Origin of the sequence: Corynebacterium sp. ACRPZ (genome assembly GCF_022346205.1) — a bacterium.
Classification (GTDB): Bacteria; Actinomycetota; Actinomycetes; order Mycobacteriales; family Mycobacteriaceae; genus Corynebacterium; species Corynebacterium lehmanniae.
On the sequence record NZ_JAKRMR010000006.1, the window covers coordinates 91,765 to 107,807 of the forward strand.

Consider the following 16,043-nt stretch of genomic DNA (forward strand, 5'->3'; position numbering starts at 1 on the left):
CCCTTAACGCTGGTTTGCATCGCGCTGCGCGCGCTGGACCAGCGAACGTACGTCGATACGCTCCTGGCGCACATCCGGTGCCGCCTCCACCCACGACACCAGCCCCATCTCCGTGTGGCGGTCCGCCGCGAACTCGAAATCGCCCTGCGGGCCAGTAAAGCGGAGGACGTGACCAATCTCCGGCATGAACTCGCGTTCGCCCTCGGTCACGTCCCTGAACCCCTCGAACTCCACCCCGCGGCGATCCAGCTCCACGTCGTGGTGGAACGTCAGGGAGCGCAGCTTAAAAAACAGCAGCCGCTCGCCGTCGTAGCGCAGCACGCCATGCCGCCAGCCGTGGATCCCCTCAGCCGGCAGCTCGCGCATCATCGCCCGCGCGCCGGAGTTGCGCACCATGGCAAAGCGCCACCCCGCGGCCGCTGCGAGGACTACCAGGACTAGCGCTGCAACACCTGCGACGACCATCATCCCGGCCCAACCTCCTCGACCACGCTGGATAGACATTTGCCAGTGATCATATCGCACAAATGCGAAACACCCCCTCCCGGTTTCCCGGGAAGGGGTGCGTTCGTGGCGGTCGGCGTCTATGCCTTCCTTGCCAGAGACTTCTACTGGCTCTGACGGCGAACCGCGGCGAGCTCCGCCTCGGAACGTGCCTTGACAACGCGGTCCTCGTCGTGGAGGTGGGACTCCGCGTCAGCGGTGTCAACCTCGTCGGCGAAGATCGCGTAGTCGGCCAAGATGGTCACCTTGTCGCCCACAACGGACAGGAACCCACCCTGGACGGCGGCGACGATGCGCTCGCCGTCGGTCGGGCGGATGGTCACCACACCGTTGTCCTTGAGCTGGCCAAGGAGCGGCTCGTGGCCAGGAAGGATGCCGATCTCACCCTCCGTGGTCTGGGCGGTGACGATGCTTGCCTGGCCTTTCCAGAGCATGCGGTCGACCGCGACCAGTTGAGCGGTAAGTTCAGCCATCTTCTACCCTCCTACGCCTGCAGCTTCTTGTACGCAGCCTCGACGTCGTCCAGACCGCCAAGGCCGTTGAAGGCCTGCTCCGGGTAGTGGTCGAACTCGCCCTCGCAGAGACGGTCGAACGCGTCGATCGTCTCCTCGAGCGGCACGTAGGAGCCCTCGTCGCCGGTGAACTTCTTTGCGACGAAGAAGTTCTGGCCCAGGAAGCGCTGGATCTTACGCGCGCGCTGCACGGTGATCTTGTCTTCCTCGGACAGCTCGTCCATACCGAGGATGGCGATGATGTCCTGCAGCTCCTTGTTCTTCTGCAGGATACCGATCACCTTCTGCGCGACCGCGTAGTGACGCTCGCCGACGATGCCCGGCTCGAGGATACGAGACGTGGAGGTCAGCGGGTCCACGGCCGGGTAGATGCCCTTCGACGCGATCGAACGGGAAAGCTCGGTGGTCGCGTCGAGGTGGGCGAAGGTGGTGGCCGGAGCCGGGTCGGTGTAGTCGTCCGCCGGCACGTAGACGGCCTGCAGCGACGTAATCGAACGGCCCTTGGTCGAGGTAATGCGCTCCTGGAGCACACCCATCTCGTCGGCCAGGGTCGGCTGGTAGCCCACGGCGGAAGGCATGCGGCCCAGCAGGGTCGACACCTCGGAGCCCGCCTGGGTGAAGCGGAAGATGTTGTCGATGAACAGCAGCACGTCCTGGTTCTGCACATCGCGGAAGTACTCCGCCATGGTCAGGCCGGACAGGGCCACGCGCATACGGACCCCCGGCGGCTCATCCATCTGGCCGAAGACAAGCGCGGTATCCGGCAGCACGCCCATGTCCTCCATCTCGAGGAACAGGTCGGTGCCCTCACGGGTGCGCTCGCCGACGCCGGCGAAGACCGAGGTACCGGAGAACTCGCGTGCAATACGCGTAATCATCTCCTGGATCAGCACGGTCTTGCCCACACCAGCGCCACCGAACAGGCCGATCTTGCCGCCCTTGACGTACGGGGTGAGCAGGTCGATGACCTTAATACCGGTCTCCAGGATCTCGGTCTTACCCTCGAGGTCCTTGAACGCCGGCGGCTCGCGGTGGATGCCCCAGCGCTCACCGTTCTCGCCCACCGACGGGTCGTCCAGGCACTGGCCGAGCGCGTTGAACACGTGGCCCTTCACCTGGTCGCCCACCGGCACGGAGATCGGGTTGCCGGAGTCTGCCACCTTAGCGCCGCGGACGAGGCCGTCGGTCGGCGCCATAGCGATGGTGCGCACGAGGTTGTCGCCCAGGAACTGGGCGACCTCGAGCACGATGGTCTTGGACATCTCGCCGAGGTCGATGTCGACCTCGAGCGCGTTGTACAGAGCGGGCAGCTCGCCACGCGGGAACTCCACGTCGACGACTGCGCCGATGACGCGCACGACACGGCCGTTCTCAGAACCGCGCGGGTTCTGAGTGTTCTCGACCTGAGCCGGTGCGGTGTCGGTCTCAGAAGCCGCACCCGCCAGCTCGTCGTTGCGCTCATCAAAAGAGTGAGCAGTAGTCATGATTTAGTCACTTTCTCCACTACCGGACAGCGCGCCAGCGCCGCCGATAATCTCGGTGATTTCCTGGGTGATCTTTGCCTGACGGGCTTGGTTAGCTTCACGAGACAGGTCGTTAGCCAGCTCCGTAGCATTATCCGTCGCGTTCTTCATAGCCGTGCGGCGCGATGCCGACTCCGCTGCAGCGGACTCCAGGAAGATCGAGTAGAGCAACCTGGAGACGTACACCGGAAGCAGTTCTTCCATCAGCGTGTCAGCGTCGGGCTCGAAGTTCATGTCCGGGCCCACCTCGCCGGAGGTGGTCAGCATGTCCTGCTGCTCGTACTTGAACTCCTCCAGCACCGGCTCAATCGGCAGGAGCTGGGTGACCCGGGCCTCCTGCGACAGCATGGAGACGAACTCGGTGTAGACGACGTGCACGACGTCGAAGCCGCGCACGGAACCACCTTTGGCACCGTCGACACGCAGCGGCACCGAGCCTTCTGAGCCTGCCATGTAGCCATCGATGATCTGATGGCGCACGCCGTGGGTGTCCTCCCACGACGGCTGCTGCGAGAACCCGGTCCAAGAACCTTCAACGTCCATGTCGCGGAACTTGAAGTGCGTGACACCCTTGTTGCCGGTGACGTAGCGCACTACCTCGTACCCGGCATCGGTGAGCATGCGCTCCAGCTGCGCCGCCTTCTTCAGGACGTTGTGGTTGTAACCGCCGGCCATACCGCGGTCAGAAGTGACCACGAGGATTGCCGCGACCCGGCCGTTCTCACGCTCATGGAGCATGGGGTGGGCCAGGGAGCTCGCGGACGCGAGGCGTTCCATGACGTCTTTCAGCTCGTCGGCGTACGGCTTAGCCGCCTCGACGCGCTGCTGGGCCTTGGTGATCTGCGCGGTGGCGATCAGCTCCTGTGCCTTCGTAATCTTCTTCGTTGAGTTGACGGACCTGATGCGGTCGCGCAATTCGCGAAGCGTTGCCATGGTGTTTCCTCCCTTCCTTTATGTAGTAGTCCTAGTCGCGTTGCACGCGTACTAGGAGCGGCTGACGTTGAGCTGGTTCTTGGACACGTGCTTGGAGTCGAGCGGCTCCGCCTCGGCCTCACGGACGATGCGCTCGCCGGAGGAAGCCTGGAAGTTACGCGCCAGGTCCTCGTTGATGCGCAGGATCGCGGCCTGAGAGTCGTCGTCAAGCTGCTTGCCGCCCGCAATCTGGTCGTAGACCTGCGGTGCGTTGGCGCGGATGGCCTCGTGCAGCTCTGCCTCGTAGCGGCGGACATCCTCGACGGGAACGACGTCGAAAACGCCCTGGTTCGCGGACCAGATCGAGATGATCTGGTACTCGACTGCCTGCGGAGAGTTCTCGGACTGCTTCAGCAGCTCCACCAGACGCTGGCCGCGCTCGAGCTGCTTCTTGGAAGCGGCGTCGAGGTCGGACGCGAAGGCCGCGAAGGCCTCCAGGTCGCGGTATGCGGCGAGGTCAAGACGGAGGTTACCGGCAACCTTCTTCATGCCCTTGGTCTGCGCGGCGCCACCGACACGGGACACGGAGATGCCCACGTCGATAGCCGGGCGCACGCCCTGGTTGAAGAGGTCAGACTGCAGGAAGACCTGGCCGTCGGTAATCGAGATGACGTTGGTCGGAATGAAGGCGCCCACGTCGTTCGCCTTCGTCTCGATGATCGGCAGCGCGGTCAGGGAGCCGGCACCGAGCTCGTCGTTGAGCTTGGCGGCACGCTCCAGCAGGCGGGAGTGCAGGTAGAACACATCGCCCGGGTATGCCTCGCGGCCCGGCGGGCGGCGCAGCAGCAGGGAGATGGCACGGTATGCCTCGGCCTGCTTGGTCAGGTCATCGTAGATCACCAGGACGTGCTTGCCCTGGTACATCCAGTGCTGGCCCAGGGCGGCGCCGGAGAACGGTGCCAGCCACTTGAAGCCTGCGGAGTCGGATGCCGGAGCCGCCACGATGGTGGTGTACTCCAGTGCGCCGTTGTCCTCCAGAGTCTGGCGCACACCGGCAATGGTGGAGCCCTTCTGGCCGACGGCGACGTAGATGCAGCGCACCTGCTTCGACGGGTCACCGGTCTCCCAGAATTCCTTCTGGTTGAGGATGGTGTCGATGCAGACTGCGGTCTTGCCGGTCTTGCGGTCGCCAATGATGAGCTGACGCTGGCCGCGGCCGATCGGCGTCATGGCGTCGATCGCCTTGAGGCCGGTCTGCAGCGGCTCCTCGACCGGCTGGCGGTCGAGCACGCTTGCGGCCTGGAGCTCCAAGGCACGCTCTTCGTTGGACTCGATGGGGCCCAGGCCGTCAATCGGCTGGCCCAGGGGGTTGATCACGCGGCCGAGGAAGTTCTCGCCGACCGGGATCGAGAGAACCTCGCCCGTCCGCTTGACTTCGTCGCCCTCGGAAAGGGTCTCAAAATTACCCAGCACCACGACACCGATGGAATCGGTCTCGAGGTTCTGTGCGACGCCGATGACGCCGTTCGGGAACTCGAGCAGCTCGTTCGTCATGCAACCTGGCAGCCCGGAAACCTGGGCAATACCATCTGCAGCCGAAGTCACCACGCCGACCTCCTCACGGGAGGCCTCCGCGGAGTAGCTCGAGGTGTAGTTCGCTATCGCGCTACGGATCTCATCGGAGGAGATCGTCAGCTCCGCCATGTTCTTCCTGCTCTCGGTAGTTTCTTCCAGCATGTTGTTTTCTATTTGGTCGCTTGGGCCGCCATGTCGGTGCGCAGGCGGTTAATCTTCCCGCGCGTCGAACCGTCGATGACCTCATCGCCCACACGGACAACCATTCCGCCGAGGAGGCTGGGGTCAACCTCAGAGTGGATGGCCATCTCGCGACCGTAAATCTGCTCCAGCTTGCGGGCCAGTGCATCGCGCTGGGTGTCGCTGAGTGCCTCAGCGGCCTTCACGCGTGCGACAGCCTTGCCACGCAGCTCCGCGACGCCCGCGGCCAGCTCGGCCAAGTCGTCGACGGGGTTGTGGTTGGGGCGGCCGATAACCTGCAATGCCAGTGCCTCGGTGAACATCGTCACCTTGCCGTAAATCACGCTAGCCAACAGTCCGCGCTTCTGCGCCGGGGTCGCGGTGCGGTCGGAGAGCAGCTGGGTCAGCTCCTTCTCCCCTTCGAGCAGCGTGGAGAGCTGGTACAGCTCGTTTTCCACCTGCTCCAGCTGGCCCTGCTCCTTGGCACCCAGCTCCAGCGCATGACGGCCGAGGTTGACCAGACCGGCGCGGAACTCGCGCGGGGTCGACCACTCCTGCTGCGCCGCAGCGGTGAGGATGTTCAGGGTGGGCTCCGCAACCTTGTTGCCGAAGACGTCGCGAATTATGCCCTCGCGCTGCGAGGACTCCAGCGACGTGTCGGCCACGGCGATACGCAGCGCGCGCTCGGTGTCGAGCTGGTCCACGGTGAGGAACAGCTCGGTACCGATCTGCGCAGCCACGGCGACGGAATTGTCGGCGTTCCGGATCAGCTCCTCGAGCTTGCCCGTAACGTGCGACTGTGCTTCGCGACTAGCTGCCTTCATCTCGCCTACTTCCTCGTCGACACGTGGTCGAGCTCGCTCAGGAACTCGTCGATCGTGTTCGAGCGGCGGGTCGAATCCGACAGCTCGGTGCCCAGCAGACGCTCAGCCAGCGAGATGGAGTTCTGGCCCATCTCGTTGCGCAGCTCAGCGACAACCTGCTCGCGGGAGGCCAGCAGCTGCTTCTCACCGGACTCGATGATGCGGCGGGCCTCTTCCTCGGCGCGGGCACGAGACTCAGCCTCGATTTCCTTGCCGCGGGTGCGGGCGGCTTCACGGATCTCAGCGGCCTCGTGGCGCGCCTCCGCAAGCTCGGCGTTGTTCTTCTCCAGGGCAGCCTTGGCTTCTTTTTGGGCGACCTCAGCACGCTCGATGCCACCCTTGATTCGGTCTTCGCGCTCCGCCAGCACTTCCTGGAACTTCGGAATGACGTACTTCGCAAAAAGTAGGCCGACGATGATGAAAACGACAAGAGACCAAACCACGTCGTACGCTGCCGGCAGAAGAATGGAAGGTTCCTTCTCCAGCGGCAGCTTCTCGCTGGCCTCTGCGGCAGCGAGGAATGCAGTGACGTCAGTCATTGGTTGCTCCTGATCTAAAAAATGTACGGGTTACTCGTTCGTGTTTTTTAGAACAGGAAGCCGGCGACGAGGCCGATCAGGGCAAGCGCCTCAACGAAGGCGATGCCCAGGAACATGGTGGTGCGCAGCTGGCCAGCCATCTCCGGCTGGCGAGCCATGCCCTCGACGGTCTTGCCGACGAGCATGCCGATGCCGATGCCCGGGCCGATGGTTGCGAGGCCGTAGCCGATGGTGCCGAGACCCTCGTAGCGGTTCACGGTCTCCGCTGCCTGAGCAAGAATGATGTCGTTCATGTGAAAGTCGTTCCCTTTCTAGGTGCTCTCCCGCGGGGTGCGGGTGAGCGAGTGACAGATGGTGGGGTTATTCAGTTGGCCGTGTGGTCGCGCTTTGTTAGTGCGCATCCGCGTGCAGCGACAGCTCGATGTACACCGCAGTCAGCAGAGCGAAGATGTACGCCTGCAGGAAGATGATGATCAACTCGTATGCGGTGAACAGCAGCGCTGCGATGAGGGTCAGGCCACTCACTGCCGTCCATGCGTTCAGCTGCCAGAAGAAGAAGTTCGTGGCGGAGTACAGCAGGACGAGAATGATGTGGCCAGCCAGGAAGTTCGCCATAAGACGAAGAGCCAGGGTGACCGGACGCAGAATAAACGTCGAGAAGAACTCGATCGGCACCACCAGGAGGTGGAGCAGCGGCGGAAGGCCGGGAATCACGGTCGAGTGCTTGAAGTATGCGATGCCGTAGCGCTTCACGCCGGCGTAAATCATCGCAATGTAGGCCGCAACCGCCATGACGATCGGCATGCCGATACGTGCGTTAGGCGAGATGTTCAGGCCTGGGATGATCGTTGCGACGTTCATGAACAGCGTGGTGAAGAAGATGGTGCACAGCAGCGGCAGGAACCGCTTGCCGTCCTTCTTCCCCAGCGTGTCCTCCGCGATATGCACGCGGACGAAATCGACACCGATCTCGGCGACATTCTGCAAGCCCTTGGGAACCAGCTTCGGGTTCCGGAAGGCAATAACAAAGAGGAGCACCAAAATCGCCGCCATGAACAGGCGGACGAGCATGATGCGATCGAGTGCGAACCACCCATTAGCGAAGTCTTCGCCAATGAGCTGGCCGTACGTCTGCCCCGGGAAAAATTCTGGACCAAGCGAAGGTGCGTGGAATTCACCCTTCATGGCCAAAGTTGTAACGCTCAGCGTTCTCTCCCGTTCTCGGGCCGCGCTCCGATGCGCTCGGCGCGCGGTGCGATGGACGTCTTCAACAAAGACTGCCTCCGCGGCGGACTCCGTCGCACATCTGCTTCCGCGGGGGCAGGGGATGTCGTTCTTGCGCCGGTTTCCCCTGCTTACGAGGGTTAATATCGACTCGGAACAAACCCAGCGGTAATCCTAACAGGCCGTCCGCGCAAAGTAGGTTTTACCTGTGTAGTTGTCCCCCCGACGCACCACCCCAACCCACGAAACCGGGCAACTACCCAGCTCGGACGCTTTTCCGCCCTGCTGTTAGGTCTGTCACAGCTTGCGCGTACCTCTAATCCAGGTAGGTGGTGCGGGTGGTAATCAGACCCCAGGTTTCGGCACCCAGGGCGACAACTAGCGCCGCCATCGTGGTGATGCCGAACGCCTGGTGGTCGTAGAAGTCGAAGCCGCGGATCCACAGGAAAAACAGCACCAGCACACCCATCTTGAGCAGCCAGCCGCCGAGCACGATCGCCATCGTGGCGTTCGGGGTGGAGTTCGAGGTGGCCAGCACGGTTGCGGCGGTGAGCAGCACGAAGCTTCCGCCCACTGCGACGCCCATCAGCGCGGCCCAGATGCCGGGCAGGTCGCGGGCGGCGCCCCACCCCATCAGCGCGACCACAGTGAGCACCACGAGCGCCCAGCTGGCCACCTTCAGCGCGCGCACGAGAGGCTTGCGGTGGTCGGTCATGGCGTTAGCGTCGTTGACTTCAAGCGGTTTCACGCTGCGTCATCCTACCCGCCGGGCCGATCTTTCCCTTGGCCAAGGGCACCAGCGTGAGCAAAAACGCAACCAGCAGCGCCGCCACGCTTAACGACGCCGCGACTTTGAACGGCACCACGGAAAAGCTCACTGCACCGAAGGCGACGGCGGAGACCCACATGTAGAGCACCAGCACGGTGCGGCGGTGCGTGTGCCCGAGCCGAAGTAGGCGGTGGTGGATGTGCCCTGCGTCCGCGGCAAACGGGCTCTGCCCGCGCGCGGTGCGGCGGATCACGGCCCACACCAGGTCCAGCACTGGCAGCGCGATCGCGGCCAGCACAACGATGATCGGGCTGACCAGCGCCACTAGGTCGGCGGCGCCGTAGAGCGACATGTTGATCTTGCCGGATGCCGAAATCGACGCCGCGGCGAGCAGCAGCCCGATCAGCATCGCCCCGGAGTCGCCCATGAAGATGCGCGCGGGCTCGAAGTTGTGGGGCAAAAATCCCGCGCAGATCCCCACCAGGATCGCGCAGATGATCGCCGGCGGGTAGGCGGAGACTGCCCCGCCCTGGTCGTGGAGCACCGCCAGCGAATAGATCAGGATCGCAGAGCCCGCGATCATGCCCAGCCCGGCGGCGAGCCCGTCGATGCCGTCGACGAAGTTCACTGCGTTGATGAGCAGCACCGTAAACAGCGCGCTCAAGACCATGCCCTGGGCTTGATCCAGGATGAGCGTGGTGCCCTCCCCGAACGGCAGATAGAACACGGTGAAGATAATGCCCAGCGCGGTCATGATGATCGCGGCGGCGAACTGCCCGATTAGCTTGGTCAGCGCGCGCAGCTCGTACAGGTCGTCCACCACGCCGACGAGCACGATGGCGAGCCCGCCCACCAGTACCGCAGTCATTTCCGGGGTCACTGGGGCGAACCCGCGGGTCAGCGCCGGCAACTGCTGCGCGAGCCCGTAGGCAGCCAAGAATCCGGTGAACATGGCCAGCCCGCCTAGCGACGGGGTCGGCTGCGTGTGCACGTCGCGCTGGCGAATCTCCGCCACCCTGCCCGTGCGCACGAGCATGGATCGCACCGGCCCGGTGGCCAGGTACGTGACTGCGGCCGCCACGAGCAGGACCAGTCCCAGCTCACGCAGCGGAACACCGGAGGCGTTCATCGGCGGCTACTTCCTCCGCAAGCTCTCCGGGTCAAGCCCTAAGACCTGACCAATGCGTTCGGCGGAGATCGCCCCCTCGCGCAAGATCCGCGGCACGGGCCCGGAAATGTCGATGATTGTGGACGGCTCCCCGATCTCCGCCGTGCCCCCGTCGAGGTAGATGGGCACCGCGTCGCCGAACTGCTGCCGCGCCTCGGCGGCGGTGGTCGCCGGCGGGTTGCCGGAGATGTTGGCGGAGGACACGGCCATCGGCCCGGTCTCCTGCAAAAGCTCGAGTGCCAGCGGCTGGTTCGGCATACGCAGCAGCACGGTGCCGCGCGTGTCGCCCAGGTTCCACGGCAGGCTGGGTGCCTCGGGCACGACGATGGACAACCCACCCGGCCAAAACGCCTCGACCAGCGTCTTGGCGGTTTCGGTGAATTCGCGCACGAGCCCCTGGATGGTCACCCAGGAGCCCACCAGCACCGGCACCGGCATGTCGGGCCCGCGGCGTTTGGTGGCCAGAAGTGTTTCCACGGCGTCGTTGTTGAACGCGTCGCAGCCGATGCCGTACACGGTGTCCGTCGGCAGCACGACGCAGCGGCCGGCCCGGACGGCGTCGGCGGCCGCGCGCACGCCTTCGATGCGCTTCTGCGGGTCGAGGCAGTCGTACGTTTCCCTCAATGTTCGCTCCTTGGCCGTCGGGCAGTTACCGGGCTAGCTTACTCGCCGTGACAAACCGGGCCCGCCCAGTCATGTCCTCCAGCGGGCGCACGTCCGCGAAACCGCCGGCGCGCAGCTCGGCCTGCACAGCCTCGGAGGTGGTGTCGTCGTGCTCGATGCCCACCGCGCCCCCATCTTTGAGCATTTGCTTGACCGCGGGCACGAGCCCGCGAATCGCCGCCATCCCGTCCGCGCCCGAAAACACTGCCTCGTGCGGGTCCGCGTAGACCTCCGTCTGCAGCTCAGGCGTCTCCGGCACATACGGCGGGTTGGACACCACCACGTCCGCGCCGATCCCGGCGAGCAGCTCCGGGTCGGTCATGTCCCCCGCCACCACCTTGACCTGGGGCGCTTGTTTTTCGACGTTGCGCTGCAGATAAGCGCGCGCGGTCTCCGAGCGTTCCACCGCGTAGACGATCGCATCCGGCCTGTCGCGGGCCACCGCTATGGCTAAGGCTCCGGTGCCGGATCCGAGGTCGACGACGGTGGGGGCCGAAGGGGCGTCGATAAGCTTTCGCACCGCCCACTCGGCGAGGACCTCGGTTTCGGGCCTGGGGATGAACACGCCGGGGCCGACGGCGAGATCGACGCCGTAAAACGGCGCGGTGCCGATGATGTGCTGCAGCGGCTCGCGCGCGGCGCGGCGGGCGACGAGTCCGGTGTAGCGTTCGGCGAAGTCCGCCGGAGCGTCGGCGAACATGAGCTGCATCGGCGCGACGCCGAGCACGTGCGCGGCAAGCAGGCGCGCGTCCACCTCAGGCGAGTCGACGCCCGCCTCGCGCAGCGTGTTTGTGGCGCTCGCGATCTGGGAGCGGACGCTACTCTGCTTCAAGACGCTCCTGGCGCTCGTGGGTCTGCAGCGCCGTGATGAGGTCGTCCATGTTGCCGTCCAGCACCGAATCCAGGTTGTTGGACTTGTAGTTGATGCGGTGGTCCGAGATGCGGTTCTCCGGCCAGTTGTAGGTGCGGATGCGCTCGGAGCGGTCCATGGTGCGCACCTGGGACGCGCGGCCCTCGGCCTCCTCCGCCTCCTGCTTCTCGCGCTCGAGCTGGTCCAAGCGGGCCTGCAGCACCTGCATGGCACGGGCGCGGTTCTGGATCTGCGAGCGCTCGTTCTGGCAGGTCACCACAATGCCGGTGGGCAGGTGGGTGATGCGCACGGCCGAGTCGGTGGTGTTCACGCCCTGGCCGCCCTTGCCGGAGGAGCGGTACACGTCGACGCGCAGATCCTTCTCGTCGATGTTGACGCTTTCAATCTCGTCGGCTTCCGGGAAGACGTACACGCCGGCGGCAGAGGTCTGGATGCGGCCCTGGGACTCGGTGACGGGAATGCGCTGCACGCGGTGCACGCCGCCCTCGAACTTCAGCTTGGACCAGGCGCCGTCGCGCGACGGGTTCTTGGACTTGACCGCGACGGTCATGTCCTTCACACCGCCCAGATCGGACTCTGCGACGTCGAGGACCTCCCAGGTCAGGGCATGCTTCTCGCAGTACTTCTGGTACATGCGCGCCAAGTCGCCGGCGAACAGCGCGGCTTCTTCGCCGCCGGCGCCGGCCTTGAGCTCCATGATGATGTCGTCGCCGTCGTGCTCGTCGCGCGGAGCGAGCAGGTCGGCCAGCTCCTCCTCCAGGCGGACAATCTCGCCCTCGAGGCGCTTGGCTTCCTCGGCGAACTCCTTGTCCTCGTTGGCCATCTCGGCGGCGGCCTCGTGGTCCTCTTGTGCCTGGGTCAGGTCGTTGTAGACGTTGATGATCGGCTGCAGCTCCGCGTAGCGCTTGGACAGCTTGCGGAACTGGTCCTGGTCGCCCGCTACCTCCGGGTCGCCCATTTGGGCCTGGATGCCCTGGTATTCGGCGACGTAGTCGTCGACAAGCGAAACCTGCGTCTTGTCTGCCATTAGGAGTAGTCCTCCTCCATCTCGGTCTGCGCCATCGGCGCGGAGTTGGCCACGCCGATGAGGAACTCGCCGTTGGTCTTCGTCTTCTTCAGCTGCTTGATCAGCATGTCAATGGACTGCTGCGGATCCAGAGCGGAGAGGATGCGGCGCAGCTTGTGCATCACGCGCGCCTCCTCCGGGCTCATCAACAGCTCGTCCTTGCGGGTGCCGGACGGGTTGACGTCCACAGCCGGGAACACGCGGCGCTCCGCGATCTTGCGGTCCAGCTTGAGCTCGGCGTTGCCGGTGCCCTTGAACTCCTCGAAGATCACCGTGTCGCCGGCCGAGCCGGTCTCCACCATCGCGGTGGCGATGATCGTCAGCGAGCCGCCCTCCTCGATGTTGCGGGCGGCGCCCAGGAAACGCTTCGGCGGGTAGAGCGCGTTGGAGTCCACGCCGCCGGAGAGGATGCGGCCGGACGCCGGGGATGAGTTGTTGTACGCGCGGCCCAGTCGGGTGATGGAATCCAGCAGGACCACCACGTCCTGGCCCATCTCCACCAGGCGCTTCGCGCGCTCGATTGCGAGCTCGGCCACGGCGGTGTGCTCTGACGGCGGGCGGTCGAACGTGGAGGCAATCACCTCGCCGTTGACGCTGCGCTGCATGTCCGTGACTTCCTCCGGACGCTCGTCCACCAGCACCACCATGAGGTAGCACTCCGGGTTGTTGGTGGCGATCGCGTTGGCGATGTTCTGCAGAATCGTCGTCTTACCGGCCTTCGGCGGGGAGACGATCAACGCGCGCTGACCCTTACCAATCGGCATGACCAGGTCGATCACGCGGGTGGTGAGGATCTTCGGCTCAGTTTCCAGACGCAGACGGCGGTTCGGGTACAGCGGGGTGAGCTTGTGGAACTCCTTGCGCGCCTTCGCCGCCTCCGTGGTCTGGCCGTTGATGGAATCCACGCGCACGACCTGGTTGTAGCTGCGGCGGTTGCGGCCGTTGCCCTGCGAGTGGGACTGGCCGTTCGCGCGCACCTGCGCCGTCACCGCGTCGCCGGAACGCAGTCCGGACTGGCGCACCAGCTTCTGCGGCACGTAGACGTCCGCGTTGGACTGGCGGTAGCCGGTGGTGCGGATGAACGCGGAGCCGTTGTCCTGCACGTCTGCGATACCCGCGACATCCTGCAGGTCCTCCGGGTTGAAGTTCTGGTTGTCGTTGTTGGCGTTGTTTCCGCCGCCGTGGTTGTGGTCCCGGTTGCGATTACGGTTGCGGCGCCCGCGGCGGCCGCGGCGGCCCCCGCCGTGGTGGTCGTCGTTGTTGTTTCCGCCGTGGTTGTTGTTGCCGCCGTGGTTGTTGCGGCCGCCACGGTCGTTGTTGCCGCGCTCCTGATTGCCGTCCTGCTCGTCGCGGTTGTCCCGGTTGTCCCGGTTTTCGCCGCCCTGCTGCTCGTCGTGCTGCGAGCGCGCGCGGTTGCGGCGGGCGCGGCGTGCCGCGGAGCGCGACGCCCCGCGGGACTCGTCGTCGTCGCCAGGCTGCTGCTTCTCAGCTGGCTCGGCCGGCTTCTCCGCCTTCTCCGGCTTCTCCACCGGCGCAGCCTTTTCGGCGGCGGCCTTGCGCGGCACCTGCCCGGTGACGATGGCCTGGATGAGTTCCCCCTTGCGGAGCCCAGAGATCCCCTTGAGTCCCTTCTCGGCGGCGAGCTTGCGCAGCTCCGGAATCTTCATTGCGGCGAGGTCGGCCGCGGTGCCGGTTTCGGTCACGTGTGTCCTTTCGTCGCTAAGCCAGCTGCTTCATCGCGCAGATATTCGCGTTTGCATACACCGGTAGCGGTCGTGTGCGGTCTTACGGATCCCGCGGGCCCGGGGAAACGTTCCTCCCGGTTGCTCCGCCAGCACCCTCGACCGGAAAAGTTCCGGGACGGGTGCAATTCGCACGATCCACGCAAAAGTGTAGCGCATAGAAGGCCCTGCGCTAATCAGGCCCGCGCTAACATGGCCTGCATGCTTTCAACGATGCAGGAGGTGCCGTTCTCCGTCGCCAGGATTTTGGAGTTCGGCACCACCGCCCACGCCAACACGAAGTGCACGACGTGGCGCGCATCCGGCGCGGAGGAGACTACGTTCGCCGAGATTGGCGCGCGCGCCGCGGCTTTTGCGCACGCGCTGCACAGCGACCTGGGCATCGACGGCGACCAGCGTGTCTCCACGCTGCTGTACAACTGCGCGGAGCACATCGAGGTGATGTTCGCCGTCGCCGCGAAGGGCGCGGTGTTCAACCCGTTGAATGTGCAGCTCATGGTGGATCAGATCGCGTACGTGGTCAACCACTCCGAGTCCGAAGTCATCGTCGCGGACCCGCGCCTGGCGGAGAAGCTCGGCGCAATCTTGCGGGACTGCCCCACCGTGCGCGCGGTGGCGTTTACAGGCATCGCCCCGCTTGACGACGCCGCTGCGCACCTCCCCGACACAGTCCAGGTGTACAGCTACGAGCAGCTTCTCGACGGCCGGCCGACGTCCTACCCATGGCCCGAACTGCCGGAAAACACCGCCGCAGCGCTGGTGTACTCCACCTCCACCACCGGCGCCCCGAAGGGCGTGGCGTATTCGCACCGCTCCCTGTGGTTGGAGGCCACGGGCCTGCGCGCCACAGACTCGTTGGCCGTGACCCACGGCGAGACCTTTTTGTGCTGCATCCCCATCTACCACGTGCTCAGCTGGGGCGTGCCGCTCGCCGCGTTTTTGGCCGGCACTCCACTGGTGCTGCCGGATTCGGACATGTCCGCGCCCACCCTGGCCAAACTCATCGCCGGCACCCACCCTCGCGTGGCGCACGGCGTGCCCACCCTGTGGATCCAGCTGATGGTGCACTACCTGCACAACCCGCCCGAGCGCATGAGCCTGCAGGAGATCTTCGTTGGCGGCTCCCCCGCCCCGCCCGCACTGATCAAGGTTTGGGAGGAGCGCTACGGCGTGGACGTGGTGCACGTGTGGGGCATGACCGAGACCTCCACCGTCGGCACCGTGGCGCGGCCGCCGTCGGGCGCGTCGGGTGAGGCCCGCTGGGCCTACCGCGTCTCCCAGGGCCGCTTCGCCCCCACCCTGCAGTACCGCGTGGTCAACGACGGCCAAGTCATGGCGCCCACCGACCTCACCCAGGGCGAGATCCAGGTGCGCGGCAACATGGTCGCCGCCAGCTACTACCACTCGCCCACCCAGGAGCCCGGCGAGATCGCCTCGCGCTTCCGCGGCGAAGATGTCGACGACGAGCGCGAGCACTTCACCGCCGACGGCTGGCTGCGCACCGGCGACGTGGGCACCGTGACCAACGCCGGCTTCCTCACGCTCTACGACCGCGCCCGCGACGTCATCCGCTCCGGCGGCGAATGGATCTACTCCGCCCAGGTGGAAAACCTGATCATGGAATCCGAAGAAGTCATCGAGTGCGCCGTCATCGGCATCCCCGACGACAAGTGGGGCGAGCGCCCCCTCGCTGTGACCAAGCTGACCGCCGAGGTCGCCCCCACTGCGGAGACCGCCGCTCGCCTGCGCGCCGGGCTCGCCGACGTGCTGCCGAAGTGGATGGCGCCCGAGTACTGGACCTTTGTCGACTCCATCGACAAGACGTCCGTGGGCAAGTTCGACAAGAAGGACCTGCGCAAACACCTCGCCAAAGACGAGTTCGACATCATCGCCTTGCCCGGCCCCGGCAGCCGGCCGAAGGCGACGTCGTAA

16 protein-coding genes are annotated in these 16,043 nt (G+C 65.3%); 1 reads left to right on the plus strand and 15 read right to left on the minus strand.

Annotated elements, in window-relative coordinates:
- Positions 1–3: 3 nt before the first annotated feature.
- From MHX64_RS05920 to rho, 15 genes are all read right to left on the minus strand, one after another.
- Positions 4–468: a DUF2550 domain-containing protein gene (locus MHX64_RS05920; RefSeq protein WP_181888246.1), complete on the minus strand. Its 465-nt coding sequence runs from the start codon at positions 466–468 to the stop codon at positions 4–6.
- 140 nt (positions 469–608) lie between these two features.
- Positions 609–977, minus strand: a complete 369-nt coding sequence (locus MHX64_RS05925) for a F0F1 ATP synthase subunit epsilon (protein WP_194989527.1) — start codon at positions 975–977, stop codon at positions 609–611.
- Positions 978–988: 11 nt separating this feature from the next.
- Positions 989–2,500, minus strand: coding sequence for a F0F1 ATP synthase subunit beta (gene atpD / locus MHX64_RS05930; RefSeq protein ID WP_236883397.1), 1,512 nt, complete (start codon positions 2,498–2,500; stop codon positions 989–991).
- A gap of 3 nt (positions 2,501–2,503) precedes the next feature.
- The gene (locus MHX64_RS05935; RefSeq protein ID WP_239356192.1) at positions 2,504–3,472 is read right to left on the minus strand and encodes a F0F1 ATP synthase subunit gamma; all 969 of its coding nucleotides are present in this window, start codon (positions 3,470–3,472) and stop codon (positions 2,504–2,506) included.
- Positions 3,473–3,523: 51 nt separating this feature from the next.
- Complete coding sequence (gene atpA / locus MHX64_RS05940) at positions 3,524–5,188, minus strand: F0F1 ATP synthase subunit alpha (RefSeq protein WP_239356191.1); 1,665 nt, start codon at positions 5,186–5,188, stop codon at positions 3,524–3,526.
- Positions 5,189–5,196: 8 nt separating this feature from the next.
- Positions 5,197–6,030: a F0F1 ATP synthase subunit delta gene (locus tag MHX64_RS05945; RefSeq protein ID WP_239356190.1), complete on the minus strand. Its 834-nt coding sequence runs from the start codon at positions 6,028–6,030 to the stop codon at positions 5,197–5,199.
- A 5-nt stretch (positions 6,031–6,035) separates the two neighbouring features.
- Positions 6,036–6,608, minus strand: coding sequence for a F0F1 ATP synthase subunit B (locus tag MHX64_RS05950; protein WP_239356188.1), 573 nt, complete (start codon positions 6,606–6,608; stop codon positions 6,036–6,038).
- A 47-nt stretch (positions 6,609–6,655) separates the two neighbouring features.
- The gene (locus MHX64_RS05955; RefSeq protein ID WP_034999811.1) at positions 6,656–6,901 is read right to left on the minus strand and encodes an ATP synthase F0 subunit C; all 246 of its coding nucleotides are present in this window, start codon (positions 6,899–6,901) and stop codon (positions 6,656–6,658) included.
- A 97-nt stretch (positions 6,902–6,998) separates the two neighbouring features.
- Positions 6,999–7,793 (minus strand): F0F1 ATP synthase subunit A, encoded by a 795-nt coding sequence (gene atpB / locus MHX64_RS05960; RefSeq protein ID WP_181888242.1) that lies wholly within the window; start codon positions 7,791–7,793, stop codon positions 6,999–7,001.
- Positions 7,794–8,148: 355 nt separating this feature from the next.
- Complete coding sequence (locus MHX64_RS05965) at positions 8,149–8,547, minus strand: hypothetical protein (protein WP_070844173.1); 399 nt, start codon at positions 8,545–8,547, stop codon at positions 8,149–8,151.
- A gap of 19 nt (positions 8,548–8,566) precedes the next feature.
- Positions 8,567–9,730, minus strand: coding sequence for an MraY family glycosyltransferase (locus MHX64_RS05970; protein WP_070844087.1), 1,164 nt, complete (start codon positions 9,728–9,730; stop codon positions 8,567–8,569).
- A gap of 6 nt (positions 9,731–9,736) precedes the next feature.
- Complete coding sequence (locus MHX64_RS05975) at positions 9,737–10,393, minus strand: L-threonylcarbamoyladenylate synthase (protein WP_239356187.1); 657 nt, start codon at positions 10,391–10,393, stop codon at positions 9,737–9,739.
- Between the two features lie 25 nt (positions 10,394–10,418).
- On the minus strand, positions 10,419–11,264 hold the full coding sequence (gene prmC / locus MHX64_RS05980) for a peptide chain release factor N(5)-glutamine methyltransferase (protein WP_239356186.1): 846 nt from the start codon (positions 11,262–11,264) through the stop codon (positions 10,419–10,421).
- Complete coding sequence (prfA, locus tag MHX64_RS05985; RefSeq protein ID WP_181888238.1) at positions 11,251–12,330, minus strand: peptide chain release factor 1; 1,080 nt, start codon at positions 12,328–12,330, stop codon at positions 11,251–11,253. The genes prmC and prfA overlap by 14 nt, the downstream gene beginning before the upstream one ends.
- On the minus strand, positions 12,330–14,072 hold the full coding sequence (gene rho / locus MHX64_RS05990; RefSeq protein WP_370642075.1) for a transcription termination factor Rho: 1,743 nt from the start codon (positions 14,070–14,072) through the stop codon (positions 12,330–12,332). Before rho ends, prfA begins: the two co-directional genes overlap by 1 nt.
- 240 nt (positions 14,073–14,312) lie before the next feature.
- Here rho and MHX64_RS05995 point away from each other — a divergent pair, with 240 nt between their 5' ends.
- Positions 14,313–16,043, plus strand: coding sequence for a long-chain fatty-acid--CoA ligase (locus MHX64_RS05995; protein ID WP_239305940.1), 1,731 nt, complete (start codon positions 14,313–14,315; stop codon positions 16,041–16,043).

Excerpts from the sequence above, each read along its gene's own strand:
- MHX64_RS05965 (WP_070844173.1), bottom strand. The coding sequence starts at position 8,547 with ATGACCGACCACCGCAAGCCTCTCGTGCGCGCGCTGAAGGTGGCCAGC.
- MHX64_RS05995 (WP_239305940.1), top strand. The coding sequence starts at position 14,313 with ATGCTTTCAACGATGCAGGAGGTGCCGTTCTCCGTCGCCAGGATTTTG.
- atpB (WP_181888242.1), bottom strand. The coding sequence starts at position 7,793 with ATGAAGGGTGAATTCCACGCACCTTCGCTTGGTCCAGAATTTTTCCCG.
- MHX64_RS05955 (WP_034999811.1), bottom strand. The coding sequence starts at position 6,901 with ATGAACGACATCATTCTTGCTCAGGCAGCGGAGACCGTGAACCGCTAC.
- MHX64_RS05920 (WP_181888246.1), bottom strand. The coding sequence starts at position 468 with ATGATGGTCGTCGCAGGTGTTGCAGCGCTAGTCCTGGTAGTCCTCGCA.
- MHX64_RS05950 (WP_239356188.1), bottom strand. The coding sequence starts at position 6,608 with ATGACTGACGTCACTGCATTCCTCGCTGCCGCAGAGGCCAGCGAGAAG.
- MHX64_RS05945 (WP_239356190.1), bottom strand. The coding sequence starts at position 6,030 with ATGAAGGCAGCTAGTCGCGAAGCACAGTCGCACGTTACGGGCAAGCTC.
- atpA (WP_239356191.1), bottom strand. The coding sequence starts at position 5,188 with ATGCTGGAAGAAACTACCGAGAGCAGGAAGAACATGGCGGAGCTGACG.
- MHX64_RS05935 (WP_239356192.1), bottom strand. The coding sequence starts at position 3,472 with ATGGCAACGCTTCGCGAATTGCGCGACCGCATCAGGTCCGTCAACTCA.
- atpD (WP_236883397.1), bottom strand. The coding sequence starts at position 2,500 with ATGACTACTGCTCACTCTTTTGATGAGCGCAACGACGAGCTGGCGGGT.
- prfA (WP_181888238.1), bottom strand. The coding sequence starts at position 12,330 with ATGGCAGACAAGACGCAGGTTTCGCTTGTCGACGACTACGTCGCCGAA.
- MHX64_RS05925 (WP_194989527.1), bottom strand. The coding sequence starts at position 977 with ATGGCTGAACTTACCGCTCAACTGGTCGCGGTCGACCGCATGCTCTGG.
- MHX64_RS05970 (WP_070844087.1), bottom strand. The coding sequence starts at position 9,730 with ATGAACGCCTCCGGTGTTCCGCTGCGTGAGCTGGGACTGGTCCTGCTC.